This is a genomic window from Streptomyces sp. NPDC053367 (assembly GCF_044545925.1).
In the GTDB taxonomy this organism is placed as follows: domain Bacteria; phylum Actinomycetota; class Actinomycetes; order Streptomycetales; family Streptomycetaceae; genus Streptomyces.
This window is the reverse complement of the sequence record NZ_JBITYN010000017.1, coordinates 82954-99311: the sequence shown is the minus strand read 5'-3', so window position 1 is coordinate 99311 and position 16358 is coordinate 82954. Positions and strand designations below refer to the sequence as shown.

Annotated in this window: 16 protein-coding genes; 11 read left to right on the top strand and 5 right to left on the bottom strand. The window is 67.2% G+C overall.

Annotation, left to right across the window (positions count from 1 at the left end):
• The first annotated feature begins 773 nt into the window (after positions 1–773).
• The 3 genes from ACIGXJ_RS36035 to ACIGXJ_RS36025 are packed head-to-tail and all read left to right on the top strand — an operon-like array spanning position 774 to position 6597.
• The gene (locus ACIGXJ_RS36035) at positions 774–2348 is read left to right on the top strand and encodes an N-6 DNA methylase (RefSeq protein ID WP_399654808.1); all 1575 of its coding nucleotides are present in this window, start codon (positions 774–776) and stop codon (positions 2346–2348) included.
• Positions 2341–3513, top strand: coding sequence for a restriction endonuclease subunit S (locus ACIGXJ_RS36030; RefSeq protein WP_399654804.1), 1173 nt, complete (start codon positions 2341–2343; stop codon positions 3511–3513). The genes ACIGXJ_RS36035 and ACIGXJ_RS36030 overlap by 8 nt, the downstream gene beginning before the upstream one ends.
• Before the next feature lie 3 nt (positions 3514–3516).
• On the top strand, positions 3517–6597 hold the full coding sequence (locus tag ACIGXJ_RS36025; protein WP_399654801.1) for a type I restriction endonuclease subunit R: 3081 nt from the start codon (positions 3517–3519) through the stop codon (positions 6595–6597).
• Between the two features lie 25 nt (positions 6598–6622).
• Here the strand turns inward: ACIGXJ_RS36025 and ACIGXJ_RS36020 are convergent, their stop codons facing one another.
• The 3 genes from ACIGXJ_RS36020 to ACIGXJ_RS36010 all read right to left on the bottom strand — a co-directional run bounded on the left by ACIGXJ_RS36020 (position 6623) and on the right by ACIGXJ_RS36010 (position 7733).
• The gene (locus ACIGXJ_RS36020; protein WP_399654798.1) at positions 6623–6931 is read right to left on the bottom strand and encodes a hypothetical protein; all 309 of its coding nucleotides are present in this window, start codon (positions 6929–6931) and stop codon (positions 6623–6625) included.
• A 176-nt stretch (positions 6932–7107) separates the two neighbouring features.
• Positions 7108–7284, bottom strand: a complete 177-nt coding sequence (locus ACIGXJ_RS36015; RefSeq protein ID WP_399654794.1) for a hypothetical protein — start codon at positions 7282–7284, stop codon at positions 7108–7110.
• Positions 7281–7733 carry a hypothetical protein gene (locus tag ACIGXJ_RS36010; protein WP_399654791.1) on the bottom strand — a complete coding sequence of 151 codons (453 nt, stop codon included), beginning with the start codon at positions 7731–7733 and terminating at the stop codon, positions 7281–7283. The genes ACIGXJ_RS36015 and ACIGXJ_RS36010 overlap by 4 nt, the downstream gene beginning before the upstream one ends.
• A 206-nt stretch (positions 7734–7939) precedes the next feature.
• Between ACIGXJ_RS36010 and ACIGXJ_RS36005 the strand changes: the two genes are divergently transcribed.
• Both ACIGXJ_RS36005 and ACIGXJ_RS36000 read left to right on the top strand, forming a co-directional pair.
• Positions 7940–8461, top strand: coding sequence for an RNA polymerase sigma factor (locus ACIGXJ_RS36005; protein WP_399654788.1), 522 nt, complete (start codon positions 7940–7942; stop codon positions 8459–8461).
• The gene (locus tag ACIGXJ_RS36000; RefSeq protein WP_399654786.1) at positions 8458–9504 is read left to right on the top strand and encodes a hypothetical protein; all 1047 of its coding nucleotides are present in this window, start codon (positions 8458–8460) and stop codon (positions 9502–9504) included. The genes ACIGXJ_RS36005 and ACIGXJ_RS36000 overlap by 4 nt, the downstream gene beginning before the upstream one ends.
• Before the next feature lie 460 nt (positions 9505–9964).
• Here ACIGXJ_RS36000 and ACIGXJ_RS35995 read toward each other — a convergent pair whose 3' ends face one another.
• Together ACIGXJ_RS35995 and ACIGXJ_RS35990 are read right to left on the bottom strand one after the other, a co-directional pair.
• Positions 9965–10528 carry an N-acetyltransferase gene (locus ACIGXJ_RS35995; RefSeq protein WP_399654783.1) on the bottom strand — a complete coding sequence of 188 codons (564 nt, stop codon included), beginning with the start codon at positions 10526–10528 and terminating at the stop codon, positions 9965–9967.
• The gene (locus tag ACIGXJ_RS35990) at positions 10525–11496 is read right to left on the bottom strand and encodes a Tat pathway signal protein (protein WP_399654780.1); all 972 of its coding nucleotides are present in this window, start codon (positions 11494–11496) and stop codon (positions 10525–10527) included. The genes ACIGXJ_RS35995 and ACIGXJ_RS35990 overlap by 4 nt, the downstream gene beginning before the upstream one ends.
• A gap of 416 nt (positions 11497–11912) precedes the next feature.
• Here ACIGXJ_RS35990 and ACIGXJ_RS35985 point away from each other — a divergent pair, with 416 nt between their 5' ends.
• From ACIGXJ_RS35985 to ACIGXJ_RS35960, 6 genes are all read left to right on the top strand, one after another.
• A complete protein-coding gene (locus tag ACIGXJ_RS35985) occupies positions 11913–12593 on the top strand; it encodes a hypothetical protein (protein WP_399654777.1) in 681 nt (226 codons plus the stop codon).
• Complete coding sequence (locus ACIGXJ_RS35980) at positions 12590–13183, top strand: hypothetical protein (protein WP_399654774.1); 594 nt, start codon at positions 12590–12592, stop codon at positions 13181–13183. The genes ACIGXJ_RS35985 and ACIGXJ_RS35980 overlap by 4 nt, the downstream gene beginning before the upstream one ends.
• Before the next feature lie 179 nt (positions 13184–13362).
• The gene (locus ACIGXJ_RS35975; RefSeq protein WP_399654771.1) at positions 13363–13731 is read left to right on the top strand and encodes a hypothetical protein; all 369 of its coding nucleotides are present in this window, start codon (positions 13363–13365) and stop codon (positions 13729–13731) included.
• A 95-nt stretch (positions 13732–13826) separates the two neighbouring features.
• Positions 13827–14933 carry a radical SAM protein gene (locus tag ACIGXJ_RS35970; protein ID WP_399654768.1) on the top strand — a complete coding sequence of 369 codons (1107 nt, stop codon included), beginning with the start codon at positions 13827–13829 and terminating at the stop codon, positions 14931–14933.
• Complete coding sequence (tmk, locus tag ACIGXJ_RS35965) at positions 14930–15667, top strand: dTMP kinase (RefSeq protein WP_399654765.1); 738 nt, start codon at positions 14930–14932, stop codon at positions 15665–15667. Before ACIGXJ_RS35970 ends, tmk begins: the two co-directional genes overlap by 4 nt.
• Positions 15549–16346: an endonuclease/exonuclease/phosphatase family protein gene (locus ACIGXJ_RS35960; protein ID WP_399654762.1), complete on the top strand. Its 798-nt coding sequence runs from the start codon at positions 15549–15551 to the stop codon at positions 16344–16346. The genes tmk and ACIGXJ_RS35960 overlap by 119 nt, the downstream gene beginning before the upstream one ends.
• Positions 16347–16358: the final 12 nt, after the last annotated feature.

The following is a 16358-nucleotide window of genomic DNA, read 5'->3' as shown; positions in this document are numbered from 1 at the left end:
GGGGGGGGGGGGGGGGGGGGGGGGGGGGGGGGGGGGGGGGGGGGGGGGGGGGGCGCGGGGGGGGGCCGGGGGGGGGGGGGCCCCCCCCCGGCCGCCCACCCCCAGCCCCACCCACTCACCTCAAGATCACTTCCGGCCCCCGCCCCCTCTGTGGGGGGCCGGGGGGTGGGGGGCGGAGCCCCCTGCATCTCCACCGACGGCGGGAGCCCGCCGGAACGGCGGACTGGCGCGCGGCCGCTTGGTGGCTCGTCCGGGTGTTCCCCGACCAGTACGGGCCGAACGCCAAAAGCCGGGACCATGTCCTCGAGAGTTCACCGCCCAGGAGCTCCACGATGAACAGAGCCGCCCCGAGTCCGCCGAACTCGCCGGCCTCCCGAACGCCTCCAACTCGCCCTCGTCCAGAACACCCCCGACACCCCGACCGTCGAACTCCCCACCGCTGTCCCGGCCTCTCCCGCCTGATACTCCCGACTCCGCATCACACCAGACCGCGGACTCCCGCCCGGGAATCTCGGCGGGGCGTCTAATCCGGAACGCAGCGTGACCCGGCCGGACGCCTTCATTGGGCCGGGCGTCCACGTCGCCGGTGACGGCGGGTCCGGGGCTGTCATGGTGACGATCCAGGTCCGCAGCTGCGCCGTTCGCGGGTCACAGCCTTGAGCCTGAGGGCACCCCGTCCTGTACGTGCCAGGCACTCCCGAAATAGGGTGACCCGCCGGAGCGCTACGGCCTTCGGGTCGCCACCTTTTGACGAGCAAGGACATTCCCGACTGATGGCAGTAACCCAGCAGGAGATCGAGAACCGGTTGTGGGACGCCGCTGACGAGTTGCGCGTGGCGATGCCTGAAGCGCAGTACTCCTCGGTCGTCTTCCCGCTGATGTTCTGGAAGTACCTGTCGGACACCTGGGAGCACCACCACCAGGAGTTCCTGGCCGACAACGAGGGCCTGGACGACCTCTCTACCGAGGAAGCTCGCGAGATCGAGTACCGCGACTACCAGTCGTTCGAGATCCCGTTCATCCACCCCGGCACCGTCGCCGAGCGTCGCGCCTCCTGGTCGTCCATCCTCGCCACCATCACTCAGCCTGGCCTCGGCCAGCGGGTCCGCGCCTCCCTGCAGGCCATCGAGACAGCCAACCCCGACAAATTCTCCCGCCTGTTCGGGTCCATGACCTGGACCTCCGAAGAGGTGCTGTCGGGGGAGGTGTTGGCGGCGGTCATGCAGGCGATGGACCGCACCCCGAAGATGCACGAGGGCAACATGTCCCACGACGTGCTCGGTGGGGCGTACGAGTACCTGCTGAAGCGGTTCTCCGACGGGTCCGGCACCCGCGCCGGCCAGTTCTTCACCCCGCGCGAGGTCGTCGAGCTGCTCGTCGAGATCCTCGACCCCAAGGGGCACGAGTCGGTGTACGACCCGACCTGCGGATCAGGCGGCATGCTCATCGCCTCCGCGAACCTCCTGAAGGCCCACGGCGGCCGTGGCTACACGCTCAAGCTATATGGGCAGGAGGCCGTCCCTGACACCGCCGGTGTGGCCCGCATGAACCTCTTCATGCACAACCTCACCCAGTTCCAGGTCGAGGTCGGCGACACCCTGAAGGACCCGCGCTTCAAAAAGCCGGACGGGTCCGTCGCGACCTTCGACGTGATCCTCGCCAACCCGCCCTACAGCCTGAAGTGGAAGCCCTGGACCAACGACCCCCGCGCCCTCGGCGGTGTCGCCCCGCAGTCGTCGGCGGACTGGGCATTCGTCCAGCACATGGTCGCGTCGATGGACCCGAAGAAGGGCCGCGCCGGCGTCGTCCTGCCCCACGGCGTTCTCTTCCGAGGCGGCCAGGAAGCAGCCATCCGCCGACGCGTTCTGGACGACAACCTGCTCGAAGCCGTCATCGGCCTGCCGGCCAACCTCTTCTACAACACCAGTATCCCCACGGCGATCCTGGTATTCCGTGCCCCCGGTACCAAGACCTTGGACCGGCAGGAGGGGGCCCTGTTCATCGACGCCTCCCAGCGGTTCGTAAAGGCTAAGAACCGCAACATCCTCACCGCCGCCGACGTCGCCGACATCGTGACCGCCTACCACTCGAAATTCGACGCCGACGGCAACCCGGTGGACCCCGATGGAGAAGGCGGACTGGCGGTACGGTTCGTCCCCACCACGGAGATTGCGGCGAACGGGTACGACCTCAACATCGGCCGCTACATCAAGCAGGCCGCAGCTGAGGCAGGGGATCTCGGCACCCTCATCGAGGCGTACAACGTCGCCCGAGCCGAGCGTCAGAAGACCGAGCGACGGATGCTCGACGTACTCGCCGCTGCCGGGATCGAGGGTTTCGATGAGTGACGGCTATCCACTTCGTCCGCTCGGCGAGGTGATGCGCCTCGATATCCAGCGCGTACCGATGAAGCTTGCAACTATCTACCGTTTGGCCGGGGTTCTAAACGCAGGACAGGGAATTGTTAATAAAGGCGAATTCGACGGCGGAGACACAGAGTACGCAGCAATGAACGTGCTGCGTGTCGACCAGGTCGTGATGCGAAAACTGACCGCGTGGGAAGGCCCGATCACCGTAGTTCCTGCCGAGTTTGATGGATTCGTCGTCAGCAACGAGTTCCCGACGTTCACACTCGGCCCAGAGCTGATGCCCGAATGGATGAGGCACGTCTGTCGCTCACCGCGACTCTGGGCCGAAATGAAGAATCGAGTGAGCGGGACGGTTCAACGGCGCAAGCGCCTCAACCCAGAGCAGCTCTTGCAGATCCAACTCCCGATTCCACCACGCGAGGCACAAGCACGGATCGTCGAGGTGCTTGATGCGGTCGATGACCAGATCGCCGCACTCGACACCGAGGCCGACGCGCTAGAGCACGCTCTCGATGGGTGGATTGCGACCGAGTTCTCCATCGCAGATAGCCATGCACCCCTAGGAGACATTGCTGAAGTCCGACTCGGCAAGATGCTCTCCAAGGAACGGGCTAAAGGACCAGATCAGGCTCCTTACGTCAGAAACGCAGACGTGCAGTGGCAGGGCCTGAACCTCACTGATCTAAAGACGATGACCTTCACCGAGAAGGACCGTGCACGGTATTCGCTGCGCGCCGGCGACATTCTGTCGTGCGAGGGCGGCGACCCGGGGCGAAGCGTCATCCTCTCCGAGGACCTAAATGGAATCTACTACCAGAAGGCCGTGCACCGCGTGCGTGCCACGGGAGTAGATCCACGTTTCCTCTATGTCGCCATCAAGCACTCCTACGCAAGTGGCGCGATTGCGGATCTGTGCACCGTTACGACCATCAAGCACTTGACCGCCGAGAAGTACCGGACTCTTCGGGTGCCGTTGCTCGGTGACGAACAGCAAGTGCGAGCAGTTGAGGTGCATGACGCGGTTTTCGCTCAGGTCGCCTCGATCCGTGCCGAAGCCAACAGGCTCCGTCAAGCTCGGACAGGGCTGCTGGCGGGATTGTTGGACCGGACCATCGAGATCGAGCCTGCCGAGCTGGGGGTCTGAGCCGTGGCGAAGGGCATTCGGGAGCGTGAGTTCCAGAACCTGGTGATCCAGTGGTCCCTACCGATGGGGTGGGGCTTCACGGCGGGCAGGGCGCTGCCGCGTGAGACCACGCAGACGGTGCTCGCCGGCCAGTTACGGGACGCCCTCGTCCGGCTCAACCCGGACGTCATCGGTGGGTTTGACGTGGACGCGGTGGTCGGGGAGATCGTCGCTACGGTCAATGCTGTCGAGGGCGGCCTGGTGCGGGCCAACGAGCAGGTGTTAGGCCTGCTGCGGGGCCGTAAGGAGTTTAGGGACGCCAACGGTATGTGGCACGCCCTGAAGGTCATCGACCTCGTGCACCCGGCCGCCAACACGCTGGTGGTGTCGGACGAGGTGATCATCACCGTCCCCGGCAAGACCTACCGCCGGTTTGACCTGGTGTACTGGGTCAACGGCCTGCCGCTGGTCGTGGTGGAGGTGAAGTCGCCGACCGCGAAGTCCGGGTGGGCCGACGCCGCCCGCGAAATCAACGACGTGTACGTCGCCGAGTACCCGTGGTTCTTCACCCCCAATGTCTTCGCCGTCGCCTCCGACGGGCTGAAGCTGCGCTTCGGTGCCGCCGGCGCGCCCACAAACCTGTGGCAGCCGTTCAGGTCCACCGCCGATGACGAGAACCTGGCCGGGCAGGCCGACGTGCAGCGCTCCGTCGAGCTGCTGCTGAACCCGGCCACAATCCTGGACATGCTCGCCAACTTCGCCCTCTTCGACACCTCCGGGGGCGGGGTGGACAAGAAGTACCTGCCCCGCTACCCGCAGATGGAGGCCGCGCACCTGATCCACCAGCGGGTTCTGGCGGAAGGGTCGAAGGGCCTGATCTGGCACCACCAGGGCTCGGGGAAGACGCTGCTGATGGTGTTCGCCGCCTCGCTGCTGCTGGCCGACACCCGCACCGAGTCGCCCACAATCATCCTGCTCTCCGACCGCACCCAGCTGGTCCGGCAGACCTCCGGGGTGTTCACCTCCGCGATGGGGGACGCCTACTTCCACCAGCCCGCCACCAGCGCCGAGCTGCGCGCCCTGCTGGCCGACGACGTGCGCGGCGTCATCTCCACGACCGTTCACAAGTTCGCCGACGCTGGCAAGAACCTGTCGATGCGAGACAACATCATCGTGCTGGTCGACGAGGCGCACCGCACCCAGTCCGCCCGGTCGAAGTCCCTGGCCGGGCAGATGCGCGCGGCACTGCCGCAGGCGAAGTTCTTCGGCATGACCGGCACCCCCGTGCGCAACCTCGCCACCGACACTTTCGCCCTCTTCGGTGAGGAGAGTGACCCGGGCCGGGTGTTGCACCGGTACTCGGTGTCCCGGTCCCTGCTGGACGAGGCGACCGTCCCGGTAATGCTGGACCCGCACCCGGTCTCCTTCGAGATGAACGACCGGGAGCTGCAGGACGAGTTCGACGAGTTCGCCGACGCCTTCGATCTCGACGAGCCCGACCGTGAGGCCCTGTCCCGCAAGTTCGGGCGCTTGACCTCGGTGTTCTCCAATCCCGACCGCATACATGCGGTCTGCCAGGACATCGTGGACCACTACCTGGCCGGCGCCTACCGCAATGGCCTCAAGGCCCAGGTCGTCGCCTTCAACCGTGAGCTGGCCGTGGCGTACACGAACAAGATCAACGAGCTGCTGGCCGGGTTCGAGGCCTCCCAGGTGCTCGCCGAAGTCGGCAGGCACGACCGGATCACCGCCGAGGTGAACATCTCCGTCTCGGACTCCAAGGACGAAGACCCCACCCTGCGGAAGTTCCAGCTCTCGGAAGTCCAGGAGGAGGAGCAGAAGCGGCGGTTCCTCACCCCGGACGACCCGCTGTGCTTCCTGGTGGTGACCGCGAAGCTGATGACCGGGTTCGACGCCCCCAACGAGGGCGTCCTCTACCTGGACAAGCCGCTGAAGGCCCACACCCTGTTCCAGACGATCACCCGCCCGAACCGCACCTGGATCTCCCCGACCGGGTTCGTGAAGACGCAGGGCGTGGTCGTGGACTACATCGGTCTGGCCGAAGAGGTCCAGCGGGCCGTCGCCGACCCCACCGCGGAGAAGACCGGCGGCAAGAGGAGCGGGTTCGTCACCGACGTGTCCGAGCTGGTCGCCGAGTTCCGCACCGTCTTCGCCCGCATCGAAGACCTCCTCGTGGACGTGGACGGCCTGGACCTCACGGTCCACGGATATGAGTCGGTGCGCGCCATCAACACCTTCCTGGACGCCCACCCCGGCGCAGCCGAGATGTTCACCAGGGACTACCGGCTCCTGGCCCGCCTGTATCCGCTCATCAGTACCGACAAGCGGGTCACCAAGTTTCGCGACGGCTTCGCTCTGTTCGGGTCCGTGTACACGACCCTGTTCAAGAAGTCCTCCGACGAGGAGCGCAAGGAACGGCTCAACGAGCTAGGGCCGATGGTCCTGGAGATCATCAACGCCCACGTCCACTCCTTCTCCGTGGTCGCCTCCCAGGAGGAAGCCCTCGTCCTGGACGCCCAGGGCATCTCCATACTCAAGGAGCTGCTGGCCCTCGTCCGCCCCCAGCCCGGCCGGGACGACGGTGGGGACAAGACGCCGCCGTCCGCGGCGGAGATCCTGGACCACATCAAGGCCGCCCTCGACAAGGACGTAGAACCGGGCTCCGCGAAGTACACCGCCCTCGCCGAGCGGATAAAGCAGTTGCGGCACCGGATCATCCAGAACGCCCAAGACGCCCTGGAGTTCCTGTCCGAGGCGCTGCGGGTCGCCCGCGCCATCGTGGACGCCGGGAAACACCCCGACGAAGCCGTCGTCGTGCTGGACGACGACCACGTGGGCGTCCTGTCACGGATCATCCACGACCACGCACCGTCCGGCCTGACCATCACAGAGAAGAACCTGGCCGAGGAAATCGACCAGGTGGTGACCCGCACCCTCGCAGGCTCCTGGGACAACGCGGACGCCCGCAACCGAGGCGTCCGCCGCGCTACCGCCGCGGTCTTCCGCCGGTACCAGTTGAAGCCGGTGGGAGAGCCGTACGACTCCACCGTCGCCTACATCGAAGCCCACTACCTCATCGACTGACGCAAACGGCGCGACGACATGGTCCCTACTCCGGGCGCTGCGCGGCGTCCAGGTGGGCCAGCGCCAGCCGCAGCGAGAGAATCGCGGTGCCGAACGAGAGGTTGTCGATCCCGTGCGCGTACAGCTGGCCGGGGTGCACGATGAATGCCTCCGACACACGCCGAGCCATGCCCTCCTGGTCGTTCGGCGCAGCCGAGCGCAGCAGGTCCTCTACCGCCAGCGTCAGGTCCGGTGTGCCGATGTCCGGCCAAAGGTGGCCGTCGACGCCCAGGGCCGTGTGCTTGATGTCGGCGATCGCCTCGGCCAGTTCCTCGCGGGCTTCCTGATGGTTCATGGCGGCAGTCTGTCGCAGCGGCGAGGCCAGATGAGGAAGATCGAGGAAAGAAGAAGTCTGTCTTTCAGACCGAGCCCTGCTCCTTCTGCTGCTGGGATGTGCGCTGCTCATCCTCCTCGAGGGGGCGTCTCGACCAGCCCTCTGGCCTCCAGAGTGATCGACGACGGCACAGCCAACTACATCGTGACGACGACCCCGGGCGGGATCGTCGTCCTGGCGGTCGGCGTGTATGCCGTGCTGGGCGGCTCCAGGTCGAGCATGCCGCCGTCGATACGGCGCACCAGTTCACCCAGGGTGACGTGGGTGGGGTTGAGACTGATGTGGTCGAACGGGGCTGCAGTCTGGCGGGTCATGCGCCAGCTTCTTTCTCTCGCAGGATGGCCATGGCCTTGGTGAAAACGGGGAGGAGTCCCTCGGCGAGGTAGTAGCCGCCGGTCTTCGACCAGCCGTTCTTGTCGGGGGTGGTGGGCCGGAACGGCGGCGTGATCTTCGGGGACCAGTGGCCCTGTTCGGCGCCGCGCTTGATGGCCTTGGTGATGGACTGGGAGGGACCGCGCAGCGCCCTCTCCCCCCACTCCGCACGGTAGGCGGGGCCGTCCACCCAGCCCCCGCCCTCGATCGCCGCCTCGACGAAGAGGAGCGTTCGGCTGTTGGTGTCGCGGAGCAGCTTGACGGCCCGGTCGACGGTCCATTCGGTGTCGGTGGACACCGCGGCGTCCGGCCCGATACGGGCGATCAGGTCAGTGAGCGCCTGCATGACCTCCGGCGGTGCCGGGTCCGGCAGTCGGATGGTGATCTCCACATGCTCCTCCATAAATAACCCTGGTTGCACCCTGCACTCACAGTCTGGCACAACTCGGCGACAACTCGCGGGGGTTCGGGTGTAACAACCTCCGCACGCGGCTCGTCCTCCCCCATGAGCCAGCCACCCAGCCAGGGCAGCAGCTCCTGTGCGTTCCAAGGCGGCCGCGCAGTCGGACGAGCGACAGATGACGGAGTCAGGGAGCTGTGAGCGAAGCGCCCCGCACCACGGACGAGGAGTTCCGGTCCTTCATGCGCGACCGGTTCCGCCCGACCGTCGGCCGGCTGATGAAACGCGAGCGCCGTCTTTCGCAGGCGGATGCAGAGGACATCGTGCAGAACGCATTTCTTGAGGCATACAAGTGGTGGAGCAAGATCCGAGATCCCGAAGGTTTCCTATGGGATCGCGTGAAAAAGCGGACTCTGGACCACTGGGAGAAGCAGAAGTCCACACCGGAAACTCCGTGTGACACCTCGGACAGAGCCTTCGCTCGCCCCGCTCCGAAGGGGGCAGAACCGGACGTCTGTGTGGAGTTCCTTCACTACGACGGGCTTATCAGCCAACTACCGCCCGAGACGCAGCGATTGGTTGTCATGGCGGCAAGGGGCGCTTCCGGTCAGGAGCTGGCGAAGGAGTTCGGCGTCAAGGAAGGAGCGATCAGGGTTCGCCTGGTTCGAGCGAGGCAGCAGCTGAGGGCGCTCAACGGGGAATCGGAGGCGCAGCGATGAAGGACGAGGACAAGCAGCTGGCAGCAGGCAGGGCGACCGAGGTTGTGATGGGCGTGGGCAGCGGGAAAGCACTAAGCATGGCGGCCTACTGGCGCCTACTGGGGACACACCTGAAAGATGAGGACGAGACCGACGGCACTGGGGAGGAGCGCTTCGCTCCCCTGTCCGACGAGGAGCTTGAGCAGCGGTTCGCTGCGCTCCAAGAAATGACCCCCGAGCCGCTCCCCGAGGAGATCGAGAACCTTTCCGACGTCAGCGACTTCCTGCTCTCCGACGAAGTGAAGGAGGAGGATCGGGAAAGCACCCAGGGATCTCCCAAGACCATTGCCGCAAATCCCGGCAGGGGTTCTAGGGGACTCTCCCCATGGCCGACCGCAGCCCTGCGTTGGCCGACGCCCGCATCCCTGCACGGCGGCGAATGGGAGGAAGCGCGGCGCGGTTTCTCCGCCGTTCTCCTCGTCTGTGCGGCAGTCGGCGGAAGCGCGAGGGCACGGCGCGTGCCGGTCCGGAACGCGCACAGGCCGCAGCGGGCCGCCCCGTGGACGGACGTGCTGTTCGACGTCCGCAGCTTCCGCGCGCTGAAGGAGCGGAAGCTGCGGACGGAACCCGAATGGGGTGCACTGTCGCCCCTGGTTCGCGAACCGGCAGGCACGAATCGCGAGTTGCTGCGCGATGCCGTTCGGACCTACTTCGACATGCAGCCGGCATCCATCTGGATCATCGTCGACAACGTGGGAGCCGCGCATGATCCGGGCGCGGCCCTGGCTTCCCTGCTCGCCGACGCAACAAGCTTCGCCGCCGCGGCGGGCGACGACGGCAGGTGGAACTTGCTGGTGACGGCACCGGCGAGCACCGAGCTATGCGGTCACGCCGTCAGCCGGCCGAGGCTGGCCATCTTGCAACTGCCCGACGATCCCCCCGACCTACAACCCGACTCCGCAAAGTCTCACGTCGGCGCAGGTACCCCGGCACACGAACCGGATTCAAATGACGGATCGCTGGAATTGGCGAGGAGGATTCTTTCGGCACTGATGAGCCTCTGAATAAATACCGCAGCACTAGAAAAACTTTGACCGCGCCGAGCAGGGCGCGGCATTCGGCGTGCCTGGATGCCGGCCGCGATCCCTGCAACTGGCGCCGGTAGGTGGTCGCACCGCCCTGGGGCCCGGCAACACCCTGGACGGCACAGGGCGCCTACGCAAATTAACCCGGCTTTGAGCCGGGTTTGCAAGGAGGAGGGCGCGCCTCCCCGCTTAGGCGTGCCTTACCGGTTATTCTCCCGCTCGCGGAGCGCAACATTGCCGGCCGGTGGGCGGACGGCTCGCACACCGCGGACACCGTGTACGACCGGCGGCACGGCGTCGGCGAACGCGACCCCCTGGCCGCGGTGCCGCTGTACGGCGGACCCGCGCACGCTGCGGTCGCGGCGGCTTCCGCCGAGGAGTGAGGGAGCCCGCCCCCAGCGCTGCAGGGGCGGGCTCCTCGGGGCTCCTCTGGGGGCTGTTACTGGGCCAGTGGGTCGCGCATCATCGTTGCGAAGACCGGCGAGTCCTCGAAGGGCTGCTGGCTGCCGATCTGCTTGTAGCCCCACGACTCGTAGACGGCCTTGAGGCGGCCGTCGGACAGGGCCGGATTGACCAGCAGAGTGACCCGCTGCTCCTGGCGCTGCGAGAGCAGTTCCTCGTGCAGAGCACGCGCCATCCCGTTGCCGTGGGCGCCTCGCCACGCGCGCCGGACGAGGATTTCGTTGAGGGCGAGCGTCCGCCTTCCGTCTTCCTGGGTGTACTCGGCGGGGAGCGGTTCCTTCTCGGCGGTCCACCATCCGGTGTTCTCACCGAGGGGCACGGCGAACACGTAGCCCACCGGCTCCTCGTCCTGGTATCCGACGACGGCCTCCCAGCCGGGGCGGGAGGAGTACGCCGTCAGCCGCTCGTCGAACCGGTCGGGGTGGTAGAAGGGACGGTCCATCAGACCGAACTCCCCCCGCACCTCCACGTGGATATCGACGATGAGCCGGCGAACCTGTTCGACGTCGCTGGTCCGCTTGTAGGTGATCGTGCCGTTCATGCGGCTGCCCTCCGGTGCTCTAGCCACGCGATGGTCTCGGAGCTGCGCGGCGCCACGGCCGAGATCTTGCTGGTGAAGTCCTTCAGGAGCACTCCGACGCGGCCGCGCGCCGCGTCGGCCGGGACGTTCCGGGCCGACGCCACGGCCAGTTCCAAGTCGCCCTGCCCGAGCTGGGCGAGCGCCAGGTTGGCGTAGGTCAGGGCCCGGTTGCGTTCGAGGTCAGGCCGCAGGCCCGCGAGGCACCTGTGTGCGTGGCGCTCGGCGTCTTCCCACCGGCCGAGCCGCAGGTGCGCGAAGACGGCCAGGCTGTCGAGCTCGGCCTGGTCGTAGAAGCCCATCCACGGGGGACGGTGCTTCGTCTTGTCGGCTCGGTCATAGCTGGCCTGGGCGAGGCCGATGGCGCGCAGCGCTCCGCGCTCGTCGCCTGCGTCGGCGTGGTAGGTCGCGAGGCGTGCCAGTGCCAGGGAGGCGTACAGAGGATCACTGCGGACGATCGACGTGGCGCGAGCGGCTTCGCTGGCGGCGACTGCGTCGGCGGGGCGGCCGAGATGGCGGTACATGATGCTGGCGTGGCCCCAGATGCGGTACAGGACGGCTCGGTTGTTGGCCAGGCCTGCGAGTGTCACCGCCTGGTTGAGATAGGGCTCTGCCTCATCGAGGCGCCGGCCGTCGATGGCGGCCCACATGGCGCTCGCCGTGAACGCGGCTGCCACGCCGTACAGCTCCGAGCGGATGCGGCTGGACGCGGTGTGTGTGTTCTGGAGTCGGATGGTCTCTTCGGCGAGGCTGGCGGCGTGCTGCTGCAGTTCCGGCGTTCCGCCGTACTTGTTGTCCATGCTGACCACGGCGGCCAGCTTGGCGTTCATCCTGTCGACGTCGCCGGATCCGAGTCGGCGTTGCGCCGCGGAAGGCATGGTCAGTGAAGCGCCGGCGGCGGTGGCCGCGGTAAGGAATGCGCGTCGGTACACGGGATCGTCCTCGGGTCGCGGGGGGTGGCCTACCTGTTTGCTCCCCCGAGGAACGAACCCTAACTCTGCGGCTGTTCGACCCGTCACCCTCTGAAATGCCTCTCTCAAAACCGAGTTGGGGGATCTGTGCTCCCCGCGGAGCAGCTTGTAGATGTGCCGGTCGTTGACCCTCCCGTAGCGGCCGGTCAGATCTCCGATTGCCCCGTTGAGCAGGTCTCTTAGCTCTTCGACGGGCATCTTGTGCTGTTCCAGCCACAACGCGAGTGCATCGTTCCGTGTCCCCGGCATGACAGAACGTTAGAGTCCGGCGCCCGGATGACGAGTAAAGGGACAGTCAAAACGGCAGGGGGCCCGCGAGCAACTCCCAGCGCAATCGGCATCCACAACGACCACGGAGCGCGGTTACCTAACTACACGTGAGCAAGGAAGCCGCTCGGCGTCCCCCGCTCGCCCTCCCCCGAGGACGTGATGACGACGACAGCCGCACAGGCGTCCTGCCGGACCACTACCGCAACGGTGACGTGATGTACCTGAACCCCCCAGTCCCACTCGGCGCGGCTGCGTGCTCGACCGACGCCTCGACGTCCACCACGCCCGTGGCAGCCACCGAAGTACACCCGGTGCGCGCCACGCTCACCCTGTTACCGCTGATGGCAGACCCCGAGAGCCCGCGCTACGCCTGGACCACCAAGCTCCTGGCAAACGCCGCCGCAGGGCCGAACGCCCGGCTCCGCGTACGCCCCCGCCTCACGGTCGCCCGCTGGACGGGCAACGTGGATGCCGCCGGACAGGTCAGCGACAAGCTCGTGCACAACGCAGCCCATCACGGCAAACCGTTCTCCGACGGCTGCATCGACCTCCGGCTGACGGTGCTCGCGGAGACGGAAGAGCTCCGCATCGAGGTAGCCGATGCCGAACCCGCCTTCCCCGACTTCGAGACGGCCACCTCCACGCCCCCGAAGGGAAGCGGCCTGTGGTGGGTCCAGCACTACGGCGGCCGCCTGTCGTGGGACGTGAAGGTGGACGACAGCGGGCGTGTGGTGGGCAAGACGGTCACCGCGGTTCTGGCCGGGGTAGACGAGAGGGAGCCGGCGTGAGCCTCACCGAGCAGTTGCCCCGGCGCGGCGTCACTCCGCACCGGCAGCTGCCGGCCCCGGCCCCGGTCGGCTTCACCCCCACCTCCGAACTCGTCGACCCGCAGAGCGTCGCCCCCGACATGGGCGACCTGGCTGCCCGCGTGCGCAGCCTGATGGCGCTTCAGCAGCAGCGGGTGGCCCAGCTCCCCCTCGGCGGGAACCTCTTCGACATCGTCGTCACAGCCAGCGGCTCCCAGGCCTACGCCGCCATACGGGTCCTCGACGGCATCCAGCAGACCGGCGACGACCAGGCGGACGCGTGCGGGCCCGTCATCGAGGACCCGCACCGCTCCTGGCTCATCTGGCTCGTGCCGCCCGGCACCAGCGAACGGTGGGCACCGCACCGCCACGCCCTGTGTCTCGGCCGGCCGCACCAGGTGGCGCTGCCGCCGGTGACGGCGACGGAGCCGCCCGGCCCGTACTGGCTGCGCCCCTGCCGCGGCGACCGGCTCGTTCCGCCCGCAGCGCTGCGCCAGCTCCTCGACCAGTTCCAGCCCGGCCCCGCACCCCACGAAGCGCTCCTCGGATCTGCGCTCAGCACGATCGCCTGAACTCCGCGTGTGGCGCTGCCGCCCACAACTCCCCGGCATGGCGCCGTGCGCGGTCAAGCCGCCTGCCGCCGAGACCTTCCCCCCTCGGCGGCAGGTCCGACCTCTAAGGACCCGACGTGTTCACAGCTCTCCGACCCCAAGCCCGCGCCGAACGGCTGGAACTACTGCGCAGTCAGTACATGTCTGAGATCACTGCCAACGTCGCCCGTCATGGCCGCCGGCTGCGCGTTGCTCCGTACGTGCTCGTACAACCCGGCGCCGAGCGGCGCGCCGACCTCGAAACGATCGCCAGGTACGCAACCGAGCAGGGCTGGCAGGTCTCTTCCAGGACGTTCGCCGATATGGGTCAGCCGCGCCCTCTCGCCGAGCGGCCCGGGTTCACGGAAGCACGCAGGTACGCGGCGCAGGGCTTCGCCGACGGCATCCTCGCCATCGCCCGGCCGGCCATCACCACCGACAACGACACCTACGTGCGCGTGCTGAAGTACCTCTACCAGCGGCAGGTGTTCCTGGCCTACCTCCCTGCTGAGCCTGAGCTCACCCCATGATCCCCGCTCCTCGCCGACGCGGCCGCAGCGCTCGGTGAGGAGCAGGTTCCACCGCCTTGCGGCGAATCCCGTATCGCGATCCGCGGAGGTCTGCAATGACCGCACGACCGATCATCACTGAGGGGCAGGCCGCGTCCTGCTACTTCCGGACCACAGTGGACAACGGGCTCAGAAAGGCCCTCATCCAGGTCTGCGAACCTTGCAACGAGAAATGCGCGCACTGTTTCGTCTCGGCGACGAAGCGCGGTTCGTACATGGACCCGGAGAAGATCCGGGCCCAGCTCATTCCCCAGCTCGCCGCCGCCCGTGTCACGCGTGTCACCATCACCGGTGGTGAGCCGTTCATGCATCCGGAGCTCATCCAGATCGTGAGGGATTTCCGCACGGCCGGAATGGGTGTCGGCGTCTGCACGAACGCGACGATGGTGACCGACGAGCAGATCGCCGAGCTCGCCGCGTTAGATGCGCACATGAACGTGTCCCTCGATGGGTTCGCCGCCGAGTCCCATGGAAGGTTCCGGGGCCGCCCAGAGGGCTTCGAGGAGACCGTCGGGACCGTGAAGCGGTTCGCTACGGCAGGCATCCTCCAGGGACTCCTCTGCACCCCGAACAACCTCGCCAGGGATGAGGAGTACGTCCAGCTCTGCGAATTCGCCAAAGAACATGGCGCGACGTACGTCCTGATGAACCCGCTCGGTCCCATGGGCCGCGGCGCCAACAGCCAGGGCAAGCTCCGCCGGCCGGACGACCAAATGCGCAACATCCGGGACCTCACACTGCACTTCGCCGACGAGGGCCTGGACATGGTCCACATCCGGTTCCCCAACGATGACAAGCCACTGGCTGGGTGCGAGGCCGGGACCATCATCTACGTGTTCACGAAGGGCGGGGTCGCCGTCTGCCCCTACCTCGTCTTCGCAGCCCAGACGAAGGTATCCCAGCACTCCGACACGGACTTCCTCGTCGGCAACGTGTGGGAGGACGACGACATCGCCGCCCGTCTCGATGCCTACAAGTTCCACGAGCGGTGGGACCTCGGCGCCAACCCGACGTGCGGGAGCTGTTCGATGTCCTCCTCCTGCGGCAAGGGGTGCCCGGCCGCAGTGGTCGCCGCCGGCCACCGCATCGGGGCCGTCGACAGCGAGCAGTGCCCCATTGTGCCGAAGCAGTCCCGCATGCTGCCTGTGGTGGCGCTCTCGTGACCGACGCCGGAGTCTTCGTCACCCTCGACGGCCCCGGCGGCGTCGGGAAGTCATCCGTGCAGAGCGCCGTCGCCGAGCAGCTGCGCGCCCAGGGCCGCGCGGTGCACGCAACGCGAGAGCCGACCGATACGACGCTTGGGAATCTCGCCCGTTACGGCACGGAGCAGTACCAGGGCATGACGATGGCCTGCCTCATCGCGGCAGACCGATACCAGCATCTCGTCAAAGAGGTCCGGCCTGCGCTGGAGCGCGGCGAGATCGTCGTGTGTGACCGGTACATCGCCTCATCGCTGGTGCTCCAGGGCATCGACGGTGTCCCTAACGAGGTGGTATGGGATCTCAACCGTCATGCCGACCTGCCGGACCTCATGGTGTTCCTCACCGCGCACCCGGACGTCATCGCGGACAGGCTTGCCCGACGCGGGCCGCACAGCCGCTACGAACAGTTGCCCGGCAGCAGCCTGATCGAGTTCGGTCTGTACGCCGAAGCCGCTACGTTCCTTGGTGACCGCGGCGCGCACGTCCTCCATCTGGACACGACCGCCGCTGATGTGGAAAGCCTCGCACGCACCATTGCGGGCGAAATCATCGGAATGCAGAGCAGGGGCCACCTCAATGGATGTGCTGACGTTCAACCTCAACAACCCCTCCCGGCAGCGGGCGGAGCGGCAGCTTGCCTGGCTGGCGGACCGCCAGCAGCACGTTCTGGTGCTCACGGAGACGGCGCCGAGTGACGGCTGTGAGTTCCTGGCTGCCCGGTTCGAGGCTGCGGGATACCGGGTCGTGTTCCCGCGGCCGGGAAAGGGCGAGCGGGGCGTGATGATCGTCAGCCGGCTCCCTGTTGAGGATCCCGGGACGCGCTTCGGCTACCTGCCGCACCGGGGCGTCTCGGTGACCGTCGCGACTACGGCGGGGCCGCTCGACATCATCGGCCTCTACGTCCCCTCTAGGGATGCGACGGCGCCGAAGACGGAGCGCAAACGCCGGTTCCTTCAGGAGGCCAGCGCCGCAATCCCGGCCGGGACGACGGGAAACAGGATCGTCATCGGCGACTTCAACATCCTGGAGCCGAAGCACGAGCCGCGATACCCGTTCTTCAAACCGTTCGAGTACGCGTTCTATGAGGGCCTCGAAGCCGCCGGATACTGCGACGCGTTCCGCCACCAACACCCACAGGCCGCACAGTACTCGTGGGTCGGCCGGACCGGCGACGGCTACCGGTACGACCACGCCCACGTCTCAGCGTCCCTGACCTACGCGCTCCGCGGCTGTCTCTACCTCCACGAGCCGCGGACCCGTACAGACCGGCTCACCGATCACTCGGCCCTGGCCGTACAGCTCGACGTGACCCCCACAACGCAGCTGCCGGTATCCGACCCCACCACCCCGGCCACGGCCGGAGCCCTCTTCTGACCCCCGCCCCGT

Excerpts from the sequence above, each read along its gene's own strand:
- ACIGXJ_RS35995 (WP_399654783.1), bottom strand. The coding sequence starts at position 10,528 with ATGAACGGCACGATCACCTACAAGCGGACCAGCGACGTCGAACAGGTT.
- ACIGXJ_RS36000 (WP_399654786.1), top strand. The coding sequence starts at position 8,458 with ATGAAGGACGAGGACAAGCAGCTGGCAGCAGGCAGGGCGACCGAGGTT.
- ACIGXJ_RS36015 (WP_399654794.1), bottom strand. The coding sequence starts at position 7,284 with ATGACCCGCCAGACTGCAGCCCCGTTCGACCACATCAGTCTCAACCCC.
- ACIGXJ_RS35975 (WP_399654771.1), top strand. The coding sequence starts at position 13,363 with ATGTCTGAGATCACTGCCAACGTCGCCCGTCATGGCCGCCGGCTGCGC.
- ACIGXJ_RS36020 (WP_399654798.1), bottom strand. The coding sequence starts at position 6,931 with ATGAACCATCAGGAAGCCCGCGAGGAACTGGCCGAGGCGATCGCCGAC.
- ACIGXJ_RS35960 (WP_399654762.1), top strand. The coding sequence starts at position 15,549 with ATGGATGTGCTGACGTTCAACCTCAACAACCCCTCCCGGCAGCGGGCG.
- ACIGXJ_RS36030 (WP_399654804.1), top strand. The coding sequence starts at position 2,341 with ATGAGTGACGGCTATCCACTTCGTCCGCTCGGCGAGGTGATGCGCCTC.
- ACIGXJ_RS35970 (WP_399654768.1), top strand. The coding sequence starts at position 13,827 with ATGACCGCACGACCGATCATCACTGAGGGGCAGGCCGCGTCCTGCTAC.
- ACIGXJ_RS36035 (WP_399654808.1), top strand. The coding sequence starts at position 774 with ATGGCAGTAACCCAGCAGGAGATCGAGAACCGGTTGTGGGACGCCGCT.